This window comes from Picosynechococcus sp. PCC 11901 (assembly GCF_005577135.1).
Lineage (GTDB): Bacteria > Cyanobacteriota > Cyanobacteriia > Cyanobacteriales > MRBY01 > MRBY01.
Genome location: NZ_CP040360.1, coordinates 1,292,935 through 1,309,986, shown reverse-complemented (window position 1 = coordinate 1,309,986; position 17,052 = coordinate 1,292,935). Strand labels below are relative to the sequence as shown.

Sequence of the window (17,052 nt, the reverse complement as noted above, 5' to 3'; positions counted from 1 at the left end):
TTTCGCCATAATCCCCCTAAGGGTCTATGGACAATAGGGCATTCGCCATTTAAGACAGTATGATTTTTCCCTATTTTTAGTTGCAAATTACAATAAGACAACAAAAATTATATAACGATTTATAATTCAGACAATCTCAAAAATATTATTGACAAATAAAGAAATGATTCTTGTTCAATTAGGAAAATATAAGCCTAATTTCTAGAAGTTTTATTGACTTAAATATTGGTCTCTTTGGATCTTTTGCCAGGGATGAAGCGGTAAGCATAGGCGCTATTAAAATCGTTATCGCAATGGAACCAAATTGACGCAGCAAATCTTTTGAAAATTATGTCAAGCGCTTTAGCCCATCGCCTTGATAGCCGATCTCTTGATGAATCATTGTGGCTGTATCCACCGATTGAGCATTTACCACTCCATAGCTTGGTGAAGAGGGTGCTCGTGACCTGTGCATGCGGCACTTCCACTGGTGGGGAGTTTGCTTAATGGGTTCGAGGGTCGTGTCGTCACACCATTAGCGGACGCAGGGGGAGACGGTTTTCTATTGGGGAAAATTACGGGGCAGTAAGCGCTAGATAATACTACCCGTGAGGAGATAAAAGCGCGCATGAACAAACCTGGCGCAGATCAGTGGGACAGGAGCTTGCTAGATTGAACTGGGGGAAGTAGGGGTTTGATGAGAGACCATTGGTCATTGGTGAGGTCTGTCGGATAGGATGCAGACATGATTTTTTTGTTTAGAGATTTTAGTACTTTTAAAGACTCAATCTCTTTTTTTCTGCCTGCCATATTTTTCTCAGGGATCCTCTAAAATAACAAAACTGCTCAGAATTGTGGGAAAGTCACGTTAATGATGGGATTTGTTTACGATTTTAGTCAACTGCCAAACTACCTTGAAATTCTCCGGAAAAAGTTAAGAATTGCCGTAATTCATGGGGGTGACAAAGCAGCACAGGGGGCCGTGATCTACCAAACCCACAATCCCCGCTCTACCAAAACCTACGAAGTGGTAGCCCATGACATTGCTGCGGCCCTCGAAGATTTAGAGTTTCAGCACGTGTTTGTGTTGCCCGATGATTCGACATTAGGCGATCGCCTCCGGAAACATCAAATTCATTTGGCTTGGCTGAATACTGGTGGGGTTCAGGGTTACAATCCCGTCTGCCACACCCCGGCAATTTTAGAAATGTTGGGGGTGCCCTATATCGGCCATAACCCTTTAAATAGCTCGATTTTAGATAACAAACACAGCTTTAAACGGGAACTGCAAGGGCTCGGTTTTCCCACCGCGCCGTTCATGATTTGGCATCCAGCCCAGGGGAAATTTACTGCCAAGGACAACGCTCGTTTCCAGCAGACTTTTGGCGATTACCAGGGCAGTTTTCTGGTTAAACCCGTGTCTGGTCGTGCTTCTTTGAATATTCATTTTGTGGATCAGCCCCAGGATCTCGGTGAGGCGATCGCCAACATACATCAGCAAACCCACAACACCGCTTTGATTGAACCCTTCTTAACCGGGCGCGAATTTTGTGTCTCTGTGTGTGGCTATGTGCGCCATCGTCAAGGGCAGTTTGAAAAATTAGAATCTCCCTTTACGTTTTCGATTTTAGAGCGTCTTTTAGAAGCCGATGAAAAGATTTTTACCTCAATGGATAAAAAGGCAATTACAGGCCAAAGAATTCGCTTTTTAAATGATAGTGACTCAGCCAAAAAAAAGCTAGCAAAACTCGCCCAACAAGTCTACTGGGAATTTAGTTTAAATGCCTTAATTCGTATCGATGCCCGGATGGATGCGATGGGAAATATCCAAATTTTAGAGGCCAATCCCAAACCCGATCTTAAGCGGCCCGCTGCCAACGTCACTAGCCTCGTCGCCCAGGGACTATCAGAAGAGGGGATGACCTACGAGGATTTAATTTTGTCGCTGATTAGCGATCGCCTAGATTATTTATTGACCAACCACGCCCAGATTATCCCCCACATTACGGCCCTGCTTAATCCCTAAAGGTGCTTTTCTCCCAAGGCTCAAGGGGACTTCATAAATCTATTTACATCGGGGGCGATCGCCTGCTATATAATTAGACTCTGTTCGGTTTTATCGGGGATCAGCCGATAAAAGCAATGGGGAAAGAACGGTGCAAATCCGTCGCTGTCCCGCAGCTGTAAGGAAATTTTCCGCAATTTCTAAGTCAGAATGCCCGCCGAGCCAAGCGTAAACGTTTTAGTAATTACCCATCTGCGAGGTACGGATGATGTTTTCTTTTAGCACCCAGTCTTTTTCTGCTGCCCATAATTTCTATCTTCTGAGACTGCAATATCGCCGCAATCAGCAAACCCAGTCTCGTTAGCGAGTTTGTCTTAAACATTGCTTTAACCCGTTATTCCATCAGCATTAGCCTCATTGAATGGGGTTGAGAAATGCATTGATTTTGGCAAACCAGAAAAAAATCGACGATATTTTAATCGCTCAACTGCTTTGCTTTTCTTAAGGTTATTGACCAAGGCTTTTTATGACTTAAAAGTCTTGCTACTACTCCATGAATTCTCCCTTCATTACATTAAAAATTAGCCCAAAATATTCTTAGATGACGTCATTTTTTACGCCCCAGACGATTTGCTTTACTATTCTTTGTTTTCTCTGTAGTAGTACCGCTGTTTTCGCTCAAGAAGAGAACGATCTAGATGATGAACAAGAGACCGTTGATTTTGAACTAACGGTCATTGACCAGCTATTAAATCAACCTGTATATGCTCCGTCGCGCCAGGAAGAAACAGTGCAAGATGCAACCCGTGCGGCCTATGTGATTAACCGGGAGCAAATTGAAGCCCAAGGGTATCGCACCGTCAATGAAGCCTTGAAATATTTCCCTGGGATTTTTATTGATAGCACGGCTGGATCTCGCCTCGGTGCCCAAAGTTCTCAGATTTTTCGGGGGGCTAATAGTTCTTCCCAAACATTAATTTTGCTTGATGGCAGGCCGCTGAATCGTTTCGATTCAGGGAACTTCGATCTGTCTAATTTGACTACCGATAATGTCGAACGCATTGAATTAATCCCTGGGGGCAGTTCGGTGCTGTTTGGTTCCAATGCCATCGGCGGCGTGATCAATATTGTGACGCGCCAACCCGGATTTAACCAACCAGTTGCAGTAGAGACCGGGGTCGATCTGGGGAGCTTTGGCTACAATCGCCAAAATGTTGGGGTAAGTTTTGGTGCGGAAACCCAGGCAGTGCGACTGGCCTATGACCGCACCGCCGCAGAAAATGACTTTGACTATGACATTGCAGCACGGGGTTTGTCGGGTGTCCGGGATAATGCGGCGACGAATATCCAAAACGTGAATCTCCAGGTGGTTAATCAGTTAGGCGATCGCCACCGGTTGCGCTTTAACGGCATCTACAGCAGTAAGGATTTAGAAATTCCGAGCAGTGTTTCTTCCCCAAGTCCAAATGCGACCCAATACGACAATAATTGGTTGTTGTCCCTGGATTTAGAGTCTCGCCTGGGGAATAGCGATGATTCTCTGCTGACGACAAGATTATTTGCGGATCTGAATGATTTTCGTTTCTTTGATGAGAATCAATTTGGGACAACCGATGCCCGCTATGAAAACAATTCTTTTGGTGCCCAGATTCAGCACAATTGGCAACTGAATGAAACCCAAAATCTCACCTATGGTTTTGATTACCGCTATTTGACTGCAAAAGCAGAGGATCCTGGCGTATTTGGCTTTAGTTACGACGAAAACCTCAGTCAAGGGGCCATTTTTGCTCGCTATGGCCTGGATATTACCCCGGAACTGGCTTTAAATCTGGGCGTGCGCCAGGACTTTAATAGTTTGGCTGATGGTTCGGTCACATCACCCAGCGCAGGGTTTGCCTGGCAAGTGGGAGACTCCACCCGAATTCGGGGGAACTATGCCCGCAATTTCCGGGTGCCAACTGCCGTGGATCTCTATTTTCCGGGGTTTAGCAATCCTGATTTAGTGCCGGAACTGGGTAATAGTTTTGATCTGGGTGTTGACCACCGTTTTTCGGATCGTGCTTTGGTGCGGCTGACTTATTTTAATAACACCCTTGATGATGCCATCGTTTTTGATCTTGGGACATTCACTCCCCAAAATGTCCGGAAAGCTCGCAATCAAGGTTTAGAAGCAGAGGTGACGTTGCAATTGTCCCGATCTCTTTCTGCCTTTGCTAACTACACTTGGAACAACTCAGAAATTCTTGCCGATGCGGATCCGACGGTGGTTGGTAATGAGGTCGCCTTTGCGGGGACAGATTATTTCAATGTGGGTCTTGCCTACGAAAATCCCCAGGGAATTTATGCCGGAATTTTCCTGAAACGGGTGGGCGATCGCCTGACGAATAATGCCAATACTGAATCCTTGGCAGGCTACACAAACCTGGATCTGCGGGCGCGCTATCCCATCAGTGATACCGTAAATTTAACGGCGAGTGTGGAAAATTTGTTTGATGCGGATTTTGAAACATTCCCCGCTTACCCTGGAGTGGGGCGCAGGTTTCAGATTGGTGTCAATGCCCAATTCCGTTAAGCTGCTTTGTTTCGTTTCCTAATTTTGCCCACAATTTCCTATGGTTCTCATTGCCCAAATTACTGATACCCACCTCCTCGATCACCCAGAGGCCGAAATGCGCGGCGTTAAAACCGATGCGTCTTTTCAAGCAGTCCTGGCGGCGGTGCAACAGTTTAAACCAGATCGGCTAATTTTGACGGGGGATCTGGCCCATCATGGTGAGGCGATCGCCTACGAACGGCTACGGGATTTGGTCGAAGCAACGCAGATTCCTAGCTATTGGCTGCCGGGGAACCACGACAATCCAGAGGTCATGGCCGGGATTTTGCAGGGGGATTATCTTTCGCCAGACAAGAACGTTTCTTTGGGGAACTGGCAACTGTTGCTGTTGGATTCGTTTCTTGAGAACCCAGAATATGGCGAGGGGTTTTTAAATGCGGCACAATTGGCCTGGCTCGCGGAAAACCTGGAACAATCTTCAAACTCTCCGGTGGCGATCGCCATCCATCACCATGTGGTGCCAGCGGGCGTTGATTGGCTCGATCAAATCGATGTAACCAACTGCGCTGAATTTTGGCAGATTGTGCAACATCATCCCCAGGTAAAGACGGTTTTCTTTGGTCACGTCCACCTGGAATATACCGTCACCCAAGGGGGCATTCCTTGTTTTGGTACGCCCTCAACTTGTACCCAAGTGACACCTCCGGATCAGGAACCCATCGAAGGCGATCGCCAACTGTGGGAACAACCAGGTTTCCGTCTGTTTGAACTCCATGATGATGGTCGCTTTCAAACAAAAGTCCAACGCATTCCGTGGTTTGCGTAGGAGAAAAAACGATGCGCTTCCCCTTCTTGCCACACCGTTCGATTCCTCTGCTGGGCCTGGGTTTATCCCTGTGGCTAGGGGGTTGTGGCCCCACCCAACAAACCGTAGAAACTCCAACTTCGACGGCGGCCTGTGTCGAAAATTATGACCCGGCGGTGGATTATTTCCCCGATAAGGTGACACCAGAATTTGCCAGGGGCTTTCAGGTGACATACCACGACCATTACAAAGTGGTGACGGTGCGGCAACCCTGGGAAACGGCCCAGCAGGATTTGACCTATGTTTTCGTGCAGTGTGGTACGCCCATTCCAGAGGATTATCCAGGGGCGACCATTGTTGAAGTGCCTGTCAACCGGGTGATTGCCCTTTCGACGACCTATTTACCCCATTTGGAAATTTTAAAGCAGTCGGAAAATTTGGTGGGGGTAGGCGATCGCCAATTGATTTACAGTCCTGAGATCCGGGCGGCCATTGAAGCAGGCGACATCCAAGAAGTCGGCAACCTCCAGCTAGACCGGGAAGCGATCCTCAGTCTCCAGCCCGATGTGATTTTGAATTATCGCCTCGATGCTAGCGAAGGGAACAATTCCAGCGCCCTAGATTCTTTGGGATTAACGGTGGTTTTAGACGCAGCGCACCTGGAACCCACTCCCCTGGGCCGGGCTGAATGGCTCAAGTTTACAGCTCTCCTCTTTAACAAAGAAGCTGAAGCCAATGAGATTTTTGGGGCGATCGCCGACCGTTACCAAGCCCTCGTGAACCAAGTCAAAGATTTAGACACCACGCCAATGGTGCTGAGTGGATCGCCCTACCAAGGGGTCTGGTATGTGCCGGGGGGCAAAAGCTATGTGGCCCAACTGCTGCGGGATGCGAACGTGAATTACCCCTGGGATGCGACAACGGCCCGCTTGAGCTTACCTCTAGATTTTGAGGCTGTTCTAGGTCGGGCAAAAACAGCGGATCTTTGGCTGAATGTGAATCCTGATTGGCAAACCACCGCTGATATTTTCCAGGAAGACCCGCGCTATGAACTGTTTGAGGCAGTACAAAACCAGCAAGTCTATGCCGCCAACAACCGGGTTGCGTCTGGGGGAGGTAATGATTTTTGGGAAGGGGGCATTCTCAATCCCGATGTGATCCTCGCCGATGTGATTAAAATCGCCCATCCGGATCAATTACCTGACCACGAGCTTTATTATTACCGTCACTTGCAAGATTCCCCGTGAAAATTCCCTACACCACGACCCCTCTAACTTGTTTGTCCCTACCGGAACTGCGGTGGCGATCGCCCTCGTTATTTATTCTGCTGGGGGGATTATGGGGGGTTTTATTTTTCCTCAGTTTGAGTCTGGGCTCGACGACCATTCCCTGGGATCAACTTTTGGCGATCGCCTTGGGTCAACCCATTGACAATCCGGTGTGGGCAGAAATCGTTTGGCAACTGCGCTTTCCACGGGCGATCGCCGCCACCTTTGCCGGGGCAGCCCTGGGGATTAGCGGCCTCCAGATGCAAACCCTATTTAATAATCCCCTCGCTGGCCCCTTTGTGCTGGGCATCAATTCCGGGGCGAGTTTGGGGGTGGCTCTGGTGCTGTTGGGAACGGGTTTTATGGGCGGTCTTTTTGGAAATTTGAGTGTGGCGATGGCGGCGAGTTTGGGGGCGGTGGCGGTGTTGCTGCTCGTTTTGGCGATCGCCCGTCGAATTCCCCACAATGGCACCCTATTAATTTTGGGGTTGATGCTCGGCTATGTCAGCAATTCCCTCGTCACATTGTTGCTGCACTTTAGCCCCACGGAAGCGCTGCGCCTGTATCTCAGTTGGACGTTTGGCAGCTTTGCGGAAATCCAACGGGAACAGTTGCCTATTTTTATGGTGTTAATTTTTGCGGGGGGACTGCTAGCTTTTTTTCAGGCGAAACCTTTGAATGCGCTTCTTCTCGGCAAGCAGTACGCCCAAAGCGTGGGCCTCAACCTGAAGGCGACCCGCCGCCACATTATTGTTAGCACTGCTCTCCTGGCCGGATCCGTCACGGCATTTTGTGGCCCGATTTCTTTCCTGGGGATTGCGGTGCCGCACCTCTGCCGGGGCTTACTAAAAACAGTCGATCATCGGCTTTTGGTGCCAGCGGTGACTTTATTGGGATCTAGTCTGGCATTGCTAGCGGATATTATTGTGCAACTACCAGGGAGTGAATTAACGTTGCCCTTGAATACTGTTACAGCGATGTTTGGCGCGCCGATTATTGTGGTCTTGATTTTGCGCCGTCATCGTTAATTTAGGCTAGATCACTCTATAATTTGGTTTTGTCCGATAAGGGTAATGCTTGAGACGAATGACCTCACGAACTACGCCCAATAACTTACACGATTGGAGTGGTGTCATGCAAAGCTTTAGAATCTGTATATTACCTTATAAAGAAATTATATGGATTTTGTCTGAACAATATCCCATTCCGTGTGTTTATACAGCATTTTTCGGGCTAGTAAAGCGATAGCGAGTAAGATAAAGCTGTAATCTACCCAATCAAAATTTGCAGTGCGACCCTACTCTGTTGATTTACGCCAAAAAATTATTGACACCTATCTCGAAGGCAAACTATCACAGCGCCAAATTGCTGAGCAATTCCGGGTTGCCTACAGTTTCGTGCGTAAACTAACTAAGCAATATCGTGAAACAGGAGATATTCAACCCAAGCAGCGCCTCAAACAAACCCCCACTAAACTCAATGAGACTCAACTCATCACCCTGCAACAGCTAGTAAAGCAGCATAATGATGCAACCTTAGCCGAACTCTGTGACCTTCTCGAAGAAACCGTTGGCGTCAGGATTAGTGTGACCACAATGTTTCGGATGCTCCAAAAACTCAAGATAACCCTCAAAAAAAACACTGCATCCCGATGAGAAAGAAACAGAACGAGTACAGCAGCAACGATATGAATTTTGGCAACTGGTGCGGGAGATTTTAGTAAAAGACTTGATCTTTATTGATGAATCAGGGGTTGATTTAGCGCTGACTCGATTACGGGGTCGAGCACCCAGGGGAAAACGTGCCCATGGGAAACGTCCCAGCAAAAGGGGGAAACGAGTATCCATGATTAGTGCCATTAGTCTTGAGAAGGTACTGACCAATGTAAATCTACTGGGCAGTAGTGATGGTCTCACTTTTGAAGCTTTCATACATCGCCAGTTAGTACCTCAGTTATGGCAAGGAGCCTGTGTGATTATGGACAACTGCTCTATCCACAAGGGGAAAGCCATTAGGGACTGTATTGAAGCAGTTGGTGCAAGACTGATATTTCTTCCTCCATACTCGCCAGACTTTTCACCGATTGAGAATTGTTTCTCCAAAGTCAAAAGTATTTTACGTTCGTGGGGAGCCCGTACTTATCCAGAGCTCGCACAAGGGATTGAGGCCGCCTTCTCACAAGTATCAAGCCAAGACTTGCAGAATTGGTTTACCCATTGTTGCTACTCCGCCTCATAAGACCGAAAAACGCTGTACAGAAATACTCCATATAAAAGTAACAGAGAGAATTTTATACAGAAAGCATCTGTATAATTCTTAGTCCGGCAGAAAGGAGTACCCATGACAACGATTGTTGACCAAGAACTCGACAAATGGCCTGACAAATTCAAAGCAAAGGAGATTCACCTTGTCTGCATAGCCACCGGAGGTCTGACCACCTGTGATTGTGCGGCATCAACCATCGGCGGCATGAGCCAGGAAAGGGAAGTATGGCCCCTGACCAAGAGGGTGAATCGGCAGGGTGAAACAGGGACGTTTTATCCTCGATTCCCTCTCACCGTGGTCCCGCTTCTCAAGTGGGAAGATCGTCCAGAACCAACCGATATTGGTGACTTTCTGAGACGGAGCTTTCGGGATGTTCTGAAGGCCAATCGTGATTACATCAAATTGAAAACCCTTTACATCGACCTGAATGGTTGGGGCAGCTATTACCCATTTGATCAAGCACGCCAGATCGCAGAGGAGATTCTTTCAGGCGATCCTGGAATTGAAACAATCTACTTCGCTCCAAAAGCAACGTGAACAAAATGCTGAACAAATTGTTCCAGCGGACGCGCCGCTTTTTGGCGCGTCCCTGAACTCAAACGTTAAAGGATTATCATAGGTGAAAAAATGTAAGGATAATGTGATCGCCCTACATTGATCATTGTTACAAGAACTTTGAGGGTTTTGGAGTTTCAACCGTACTGGAAGTGTGCTTTGAATGCCGTGCTAGATTTATGACTGAATGAATACCTTATAAAAATTATTTTGCCATGAAGCGTTGGCTTGGCATTGATCCTGGTTTAGCGATCATCGGTTGGGCTGTCCTCGAAGACCAGGGGCAAACGCTGCCACAAATTCTTGATTACGGCATTATCGAAACAGCCAAAAATTTATCGACGCCCCAACGACTCCTAGAAATTGAACAAGACTACACAGAAATTTTGGGGGAATTTCACCCAGAGGCGATCGCCATCGAGATGCCCTTCTTTAGCCGTCAGATCAAAGCAGCAGGGGGCGTATTACAGGGTCTAGGCATTTTAAACTTGGTTAGCCTGCGAGAATTAAACATCGAACCGATTTATCTGCACCAATCTAGTTGGAAATGCCACATCGGTAATGCAAAGGCTGATAAGCGGGAAGTGGCGACCCTCGTGCAGTCGATTTTTGGGATGGAGACGATGCCTATCGATGACAGTGTCGATGCCATTGCGATCGCCTATGCCGCCGCCTGTGGTTTGCGCAATGAGATTCGGTAAGTGAAAATTCCCCAGTCCAGCAGAGACAACGGATAACATAGAATGGCGACCTGCTAAACTTTTTGGAGCAATTTTAAGGAGCATATTTCAACCATGGATCAGGTGAATGGTGAACAACTCGAACCGATGAAACTTCCCAAAACCAGTGAATCAGACACCCTCAAGCGGATTCGCCACACCACCTCCCACGTCATGGCGATGGCTGTCCAAAAGCTATTTCCCGACGCCCAGGTCACCATTGGTCCTTGGACAGAGAATGGGTTTTACTACGATTTCGACAAGCCAGAACCTTTTACGGAAGCTGATCTCAAGGCGATCAAAAAAGAGATGGTGAAAATCGTCAAGAAAAAATTGCCTGTGATCCGTGAAGAAATTTCCCGGGCCGAAGCCGAAAAACGGATCAAGGAAATCAACGAACCCTACAAACTCGAAATCCTCGCAGGAATTCACGACCCGATCACCCTCTACTACCTCGGCGATCAATGGTGGGATCTTTGTGCTGGCCCCCACGTGGAAAATACCGGTGATATTAACCCCAAGGCGATCGCCCTCGAATCGGTCGCCGGAGCCTATTGGCGGGGTGACGAAAATAACCAACAACTCCAGCGCATTTACGGAACCGCTTGGGAAACCCCCGAACAGCTCAAAGAATACCAACGCCGCAAAGAGGAAGCCCTCAAACGCGACCACCGTAAACTCGGTAAAGAACTGGGTTTGTTTATGTTCTCCGATCAAGTCGGCCCTGGTTTACCCCTCTGGACGCCGAAAGGGACGTTGATCCGTTCCACCCTCGAAAATTTCCTTAAAACTGAACAAACCAAACGCGGCTACCAAGGTGTCGTGACTCCCCACATCGCCCGCGTGGATCTTTTTAAAGTGTCCGGTCACTGGCAGAACTACCGCGAGGACATGTTTCCGATGATGGCGGATGGCGACGCAGAACGGGCGGCGGAACAGGGTTTTGTGATGAAGCCGATGAACTGCCCTTTCCACATCCAAATCTATAAGGATCAACTGCGCTCCTATCGGGAATTGCCGATCCGTCTGGCGGAATTTGGCACGGTTTATCGTTACGAGCAATCCGGTGAATTGGGCGGATTAACGCGGGTGCGGGGCTTTACCGTGGACGATTCCCACCTGTTTGTCACCCCCGACCAACTCGAAGAAGAATTCTTTAACGTGGTTGATTTAATTTTGACCGTCTTTAAGAGTCTGCAACTGAAGAATTTCAAGGCGCGACTGAGTTTCCGTGACCCCAACTCCGATAAATATATTGGTTCCGATGAGGTCTGGGAAAAGGCGCAAAACGCAATCCGTAAAGCCGTCACCAAGCTCGACATGGACTACTTTGAAGCCGAAGGGGAAGCCGCTTTTTATGGCCCGAAACTCGACTTTATTTTCCAAGATGTCCTCGAACGGGAATGGCAACTGGGCACGGTGCAGGTGGATTACAATCTCCCCGAACGGTTTGAATTGGAATACGTTACCGAGCATGGCGATCGCCAACGGCCGATTATGATTCACCGAGCGCCCTTCGGTTCCTTGGAGCGATTGATCGGCATTCTGATCGAAGAATATGCGGGTGATTTTCCTCTATGGCTCGCCCCCGAACAGGTCAGAATTCTCCCCGTTAGCGATGAATTTTTCGACTACGCCAAAGCCCAAGCGGATAAACTGCAAGCCGCTGGCATCCGGGCGATCGCCGATGCCTCTGGGGAACGTCTGGGCAAATTGATCCGCAACGCCGAAAAACAGAAGGTTCCTGTGATGGCGATCGCCGGGGCGAAGGAAGTCGAAGCCAATAGCCTCAGTATCCGCACCCGTGCCTCCGGGGAACTCGGTGCGATTCCGATGGAGGAAGTGATTTCCCGCCTCATTGAAGCCAACACGAACCACACCAATTTCTAATATCCGTAGGGGTTTACCACGGTAAACCCTTTTTCGCTTCATTGCGAGGGCTAAATTATGACCCAGGCAAAATCAAAAACCCTCTATGATCAAGACTTTTATCAATGGATTGAACAAACCATCTCTGACTTAAAATCAGGCGACTTAGAAGCCCTTGATCGAGACAATTTAATCGAGGAAATAGAGGCTTTGGGTAAACGGGAAAAACGCGAGTTAGAAAGCTGTTTAATTACTTTATTTGAGCATGCCCTCAAACGAAAATATGTCCCTTTAGAAGAATGTCATCGCGGTTGGGACGTGACAATTCGACGCACCCAAAAAGAAATATTGAAAGTTCTTAGGGACTCCCCCAGCCTAAAAAATTATCTTCAAGAAATTTTCTTAGATTGCTACCAAGAAGCCCTTGAAAATATGCAAATTGAATATGATGTAGAATTCCCTCAAAATTATCCTTTCCCAATAGAGTTCAATCAATTATTAACACAATCCTTAAGCTAATCTAATCAAGTATCCAAACAATAATTTTAATTCTCTCCCTTCACAATTCATGAGTATCATTACCCTCCAATCCATTAAAAAAGATTTCGGCATTAAAGAAATTCTCAGAGAGGCGAGCTTAAGCATTGATGATGGCGAAAAAGTCGGCTTGATCGGGGTAAATGGGGGTGGCAAATCAACCCTTTTGAAAATGATTGCGGGGATTGAACCCATTGATGGGGGACAGCAGTTAGTTCGTTCTGGAGCAAGGATTATCTATCTACCGCAACAACCAGAAATTGACCCAGAAAATACCGTTTTAGATCAGATTTTTGCTAACTGTAGTGAACAAATGAAATGGGTTAAAGCCTACGAAGATTTATCCCATAAAATGGCAAAAGCTTCTGGCGATGAATTGAATAGTTTAATGGGAAAATTGTCCAGCATTACCGAAAAAATGGATGCCCTGAATGCTTGGGAAGTGGAAACCAATGCCAAGATTATTTTGAGTAAATTAGGTATTGATGATTTTGAGACAAAAGTAGGGGACTTATCCGGTGGTTACCGCAAACGCATTGCCCTTGCTTCAGCATTGTTATCAGAACCTGATTTGCTCCTAATGGATGAACCAACGAACCACCTAGATGCCGATTCAGTGGAATGGTTGGAGGGCTATTTAACTCAATTTTCGGGGGCATTACTGTTAATTACCCACGACCGTTATTTCCTCGATAAAGTCACAAACCGAATTATCGAAATTGATCGAGGGGATCTGTATACTTATGCCGGAAATTATTCCTATTACCTAGAGAAAAAGGCTCTAGCAGAAGAAGCAGCAGTTAGTAGTCAACAAAAACATAAAGGGGTATTGCGGCGGGAATTAGAGTGGCTAAAACGGGGGCCAAAGGCGAGAAGTACCAAACAAAAAGCACGCATTGATCGAATTGCCGATATGCAAAATACAACCTTCAAAGAAGCCCAAGGTAAAGTTGAAATTGATACACCGGGGCGACGGATTGGTAAAAAAGTTGTTGTCGTCGAGAATCTCTATAAAAGTTTTGGCAAAAAAAACATTATCAAAGATTTTAGCTATGAATTTAATCCCGGCGATCGCCTCGGCATTATCGGTGGCAATGGGGCGGGCAAATCGACCTTTTTAAATCTGATTACGGGACGACTTGAGCCCGATAGCGGCACAGTAGAAATTGGCAGTACGATTCATATTGGTTATTTTGATCAACATTCCGATGATTTACTCGATGAAGCGACACAAAATCAACGGGTGATTGATTACATCAAAGACGTTGCCACCTATGTACAAACGGCGGATGGCACACAAATTACAGCGTCACAAATGTTGGAACGATTCTTGTTTCCGCCTGATCAACAATATGCGCCGATTCAGAAACTTTCTGGGGGTGAAAAACGGCGTTTATTTCTGCTAAAAGTGCTAATGGGTGCGCCGAATTTACTCATTCTTGACGAACCTACGAACGATTTAGATGTACAAACCCTGTCTATTTTGGAAGATTACCTCGAAGACTTTAATGGCTGTGTGATTATCGTTGCCCACGACCGTTATTTTCTCGACCGGACAGTGAACATGATTTTTGCCCTCGAAGGCAATGGACTGCTGAGACAATACCCCGGCAATTACTCCCTTTATTTAGACTATAAACAGGCAGAAGCTGCCCAAAACCCACCGGAAAATCCTCCCCCAAAAGAGGCGATCGCCAAACCACAAACGCCTAGCAAGCCAAAAGCTGCTCCATCCCGTCGCCTGTCAAACTACCAACGGCGCGAACTAGCACGCCTCGAAAATGAGATTATTCCTGAGCTAGAAATTCAGCGGGAAGCATTGCAAACAGAACTCAGTAACCAAGCTGACTATGAGCAATTGCAGGCCCTTTCTTTAAAATTAGAAGCCCTAAATCAAGACATCGAAGCAAAAACAGAACGGTGGTTAGAACTGGCAGAAATGGAGCATTAACCATCGTCTTTCAAGCCACAAAAAAGCCCTAGACAACACATCTAAGGCTTTTGTAAATAGGTTCTAAGTTAGAACGGAGAGAGAGGGATTCGAACCCTCGTTAGAGTTACCCCTAAACAGCATTTCCAGTGCTGCGCCTTCAACCGCTCGGCCATCTCTCCAGATGGGGCACGGTTAATGATTATACAATAACTAAAGGAAAAGGCAAATTTTTATTTTTTCTGCTGTAACCATGGCTAAAACTCACAAAATCACGATTAATTACCGGCAAATTAACGAAACCCAGACTTTTACCGTCCCTGAGGACGAATTCATCTTGCGGAGCATCGAAAAACAAGGGTTTCAGATTCCCTTCTCCTGTCGCAACGGGGCCTGCACGACCTGCGCTGTGCGGGTTTTGTCCGGGGATCTCGAACAAAAATATGCCATGGGACTTTCCCCGGATCTGCAACGCCAGGGTTATGCGCTGATGTGTGTGAGCCATGCCAAAAGTGATTTGGTGGTAGAAACCCAGGATGAGGACGAAGTGTATGAACTCCAGTTTGGGCGCAACTTCGGTAAGGGTAAGATTCGCTTTGGTCTACCCCTTGATGAAGACTAACGGCATTTAGACACCCCCATTATCAACTCTGATCCTGGGGCGATCGCCACTTTCTTGGATTCAAACTTTGCCCATCTCCTTTTATAAATATCTCTATGGCCCTTCCCTCCCTACCCGAACGCCAAATTTACCTCGACATTGCCACAGAAGCCGCCCTCAGTGCTGGCGCAATTCTCAGAAAATATTACGGTAACCTCCAACAAATTCGAGAAAAAGCAACCCCAGGCGATCTGATCACAGAAGCGGATACCACCTCCGAAGCCGCCATTATCGAACTGCTCCAAAGACATCTACCGGATGTGCCGATCCATGCCGAAGAAGCAGGCCAGTTAGCCACAAATCAGCCCAGTCCTTACCTCTGGATGATCGATCCCCTCGATGGCACAGTGAACTATGCCCATGGCTATCCGATGTTTTCGGTTTCCATTGCTCTGTTATATGCTGATGAACCGTTAGTCGGCGTTGTTTACAATCCCTACCGCGATGAACTCTTCCGCGCCGCCCAAGGATTAGGGGCCACCCTAAATCGCCAACCGATCCAAGTTTCAAAAACAGATCAGCTACAAAATAGTCTCCTTACCACTGGTTTTGCCTATGATCGCCGGCAAACGAAGGATAATAATTACCGTGAATTTTGTTACCTCACCCACCAAACCCAGGGGGTCAGACGGGGCGGATCGGCGGCCCTTGATCTCGCGGATGTGGCCTGTGGTCGCCTAGACGGTTACTGGGAGCGGGGCATCCAACCCTGGGATATGGCGGCGGGCATCTGCATTTTGCGCGAAGCAGGCGGCCTCGTCACCAGCTACGATCAAACCCCCCTCGATATGGGCAGTGGTCGGCTCTTGGCGACGAATGGCAAAATTCATACCCCGTTGAGTGTCGCCCTCCAAGAGGCCCAAGGATGGTTTCAGAGTTATTACGCTGCGGATTCATAAAAACCATCATTAAACGGTTGTACCTTTTTTAGAATCAGTCATAATTAGGTCAATGGGACCCCCACAAACATATGTCGCTTGCCATTAACCAAGGATTATTTGCTCGAAAAATTGCCGACCATTTTGCAGTGCTCGGCTTGCCCATTGATGCGAATCCAAAAGTCGTGCGCAAAGCCTATTTACAAATTGCCCAACGGCTCCACCCGGATACCTGTACCCTAACCCAGGCTCTGGATAAACGCTTGGCCAGTGAATTTTTGTCAAAGCTCGTGAATCCGGCCTACGAAAAACTGTCTAAACCGGCTTCCTGGTCGGAATACCAAGTGATTCTGGTGCAATTGAGTCAGCAATTGAGTAATGAGACAGATAACCTTGTCCTCACTACGACGGAAGCCCAGGAACTCCTCGATACCCCAGGGAATATTTCGGCACTCTACCGGGAGAAGGTGGCAGCTTTGGCCCAGGCAAATTACCAAACGATGGCCACAGTCCCCCAGGCGATCGCCACCTTAAGCGAACTGAACCTTGTCTATCTCCAATACCTAGGCAAGGTTAAAAAAGTCGAGACCAAAGAAACCATGCCCCAATATCCTGGGGAAACCATGGCGACATCAGGCGCTACCGTCAGCCCGCCGCCGCCGAAAAATACCAGCACATCTTCCCTAGACGCAGCCCTCTGGCGGGGAGAAGAACACCTAAAAAAGAAAAACTATGCCAAGGCCGTGCTGGAATTCCGAGATGCCCTCCAGCTCGATCCCAACTGCATCAAGGCCCACGCCCTCATGGGACTGTCCTATCTCAGCCAAAACCAACTGGCAATGGCCAAGGTGCATATCAAAAAAGCTTACCTCTCCAAACCAACAGATCCCCTCGTGCGCCAAGCTAAGCAAGCCCTCGAAAAAGTGATGGGCAGCGCCCTAGAGACCCAACCAGGGGCCAAGAAAGGGAGCGCCGATAAACAAGGGGGTTTATTTGGCGGTTTGTTTGGCGGGAAAAAGAAGTAGAA

The 17,052-nt window shown here is 47.6% G+C and carries 14 protein-coding genes, 1 tRNA gene and 1 riboswitch; of the genes, 14 read left to right on the top strand and 1 reads right to left on the bottom strand.

Annotated features, from left to right (window positions below):
• Positions 1-850 precede the first annotated feature (850 nt).
• The 11 genes from FEK30_RS07270 to FEK30_RS07220 all read left to right on the top strand — a co-directional run bounded on the left by FEK30_RS07270 (position 851) and on the right by FEK30_RS07220 (position 14,507).
• Positions 851-2,005, top strand: coding sequence for a D-alanine--D-alanine ligase family protein (locus FEK30_RS07270; protein ID WP_138072633.1), 1,155 nt, complete (start codon positions 851-853; stop codon positions 2,003-2,005).
• Positions 2,006-2,073: 68 nt separating this feature from the next.
• Positions 2,074-2,220: riboswitch (cobalamin riboswitch) on the top strand.
• 365 nt (positions 2,221-2,585) lie between these two features.
• Positions 2,586-4,556 carry a TonB-dependent receptor plug domain-containing protein gene (locus FEK30_RS07265; protein WP_138072631.1) on the top strand — a complete coding sequence of 657 codons (1,971 nt, stop codon included), beginning with the start codon at positions 2,586-2,588 and terminating at the stop codon, positions 4,554-4,556.
• 40 nt (positions 4,557-4,596) lie between these two features.
• The gene (locus tag FEK30_RS07260; protein WP_138072629.1) at positions 4,597-5,364 is read left to right on the top strand and encodes a phosphodiesterase; all 768 of its coding nucleotides are present in this window, start codon (positions 4,597-4,599) and stop codon (positions 5,362-5,364) included.
• An 11-nt stretch (positions 5,365-5,375) separates the two neighbouring features.
• Positions 5,376-6,590: an ABC transporter substrate-binding protein gene (locus FEK30_RS07255; RefSeq protein WP_138072627.1), complete on the top strand. Its 1,215-nt coding sequence runs from the start codon at positions 5,376-5,378 to the stop codon at positions 6,588-6,590.
• Positions 6,587-7,639: an iron chelate uptake ABC transporter family permease subunit gene (locus FEK30_RS07250; protein ID WP_065716000.1), complete on the top strand. Its 1,053-nt coding sequence runs from the start codon at positions 6,587-6,589 to the stop codon at positions 7,637-7,639. The genes FEK30_RS07255 and FEK30_RS07250 overlap by 4 nt, the downstream gene beginning before the upstream one ends.
• 261 nt (positions 7,640-7,900) lie before the next feature.
• Positions 7,901-8,849 (top strand): IS630 family transposase gene (locus FEK30_RS07245; RefSeq protein WP_138071064.1). Its coding sequence is split into 2 segments (ribosomal slippage): positions 7,901-8,241 and positions 8,240-8,849, totalling 951 coding nucleotides; the frame shifts between segments, so codons are not numbered across the junction.
• 102 nt (positions 8,850-8,951) lie between these two features.
• Entirely contained in the window at positions 8,952-9,413 is a 462-nt protein-coding gene (locus FEK30_RS07240) for a hypothetical protein (protein WP_138072625.1), read from the top strand.
• A gap of 233 nt (positions 9,414-9,646) precedes the next feature.
• Positions 9,647-10,132 carry a crossover junction endodeoxyribonuclease RuvC gene (locus FEK30_RS07235; RefSeq protein WP_099237976.1) on the top strand — a complete coding sequence of 162 codons (486 nt, stop codon included), beginning with the start codon at positions 9,647-9,649 and terminating at the stop codon, positions 10,130-10,132.
• Positions 10,133-10,225: 93 nt separating this feature from the next.
• Entirely contained in the window at positions 10,226-12,040 is a 1,815-nt protein-coding gene (gene thrS, locus FEK30_RS07230) for a threonine--tRNA ligase (protein ID WP_138072623.1), read from the top strand.
• 57 nt (positions 12,041-12,097) lie between these two features.
• Positions 12,098-12,538: a DUF29 domain-containing protein gene (locus FEK30_RS07225; protein ID WP_181445682.1), complete on the top strand. Its 441-nt coding sequence runs from the start codon at positions 12,098-12,100 to the stop codon at positions 12,536-12,538.
• A 49-nt stretch (positions 12,539-12,587) separates the two neighbouring features.
• Entirely contained in the window at positions 12,588-14,507 is a 1,920-nt protein-coding gene (locus tag FEK30_RS07220) for an ABC-F family ATP-binding cassette domain-containing protein (RefSeq protein WP_138072619.1), read from the top strand.
• A 74-nt stretch (positions 14,508-14,581) separates the two neighbouring features.
• Here FEK30_RS07220 and FEK30_RS07215 read toward each other — a convergent pair.
• Positions 14,582-14,668 (bottom strand) — tRNA-Ser (locus FEK30_RS07215).
• A 71-nt stretch (positions 14,669-14,739) separates the two neighbouring features.
• Here FEK30_RS07215 and FEK30_RS07210 point away from each other — a divergent pair.
• From FEK30_RS07210 to FEK30_RS07200, 3 genes are all read left to right on the top strand, one after another.
• On the top strand, positions 14,740-15,108 hold the full coding sequence (locus FEK30_RS07210; protein ID WP_012306254.1) for a 2Fe-2S iron-sulfur cluster-binding protein: 369 nt from the start codon (positions 14,740-14,742) through the stop codon (positions 15,106-15,108).
• A 95-nt stretch (positions 15,109-15,203) separates the two neighbouring features.
• Positions 15,204-16,046: an inositol monophosphatase family protein gene (locus FEK30_RS07205; protein ID WP_138072617.1), complete on the top strand. Its 843-nt coding sequence runs from the start codon at positions 15,204-15,206 to the stop codon at positions 16,044-16,046.
• Between the two features lie 71 nt (positions 16,047-16,117).
• Positions 16,118-17,050 carry a J domain-containing protein gene (locus FEK30_RS07200; protein ID WP_065715992.1) on the top strand — a complete coding sequence of 311 codons (933 nt, stop codon included), beginning with the start codon at positions 16,118-16,120 and terminating at the stop codon, positions 17,048-17,050.
• The last annotated feature ends 2 nt before the right edge of the window (positions 17,051-17,052 follow it).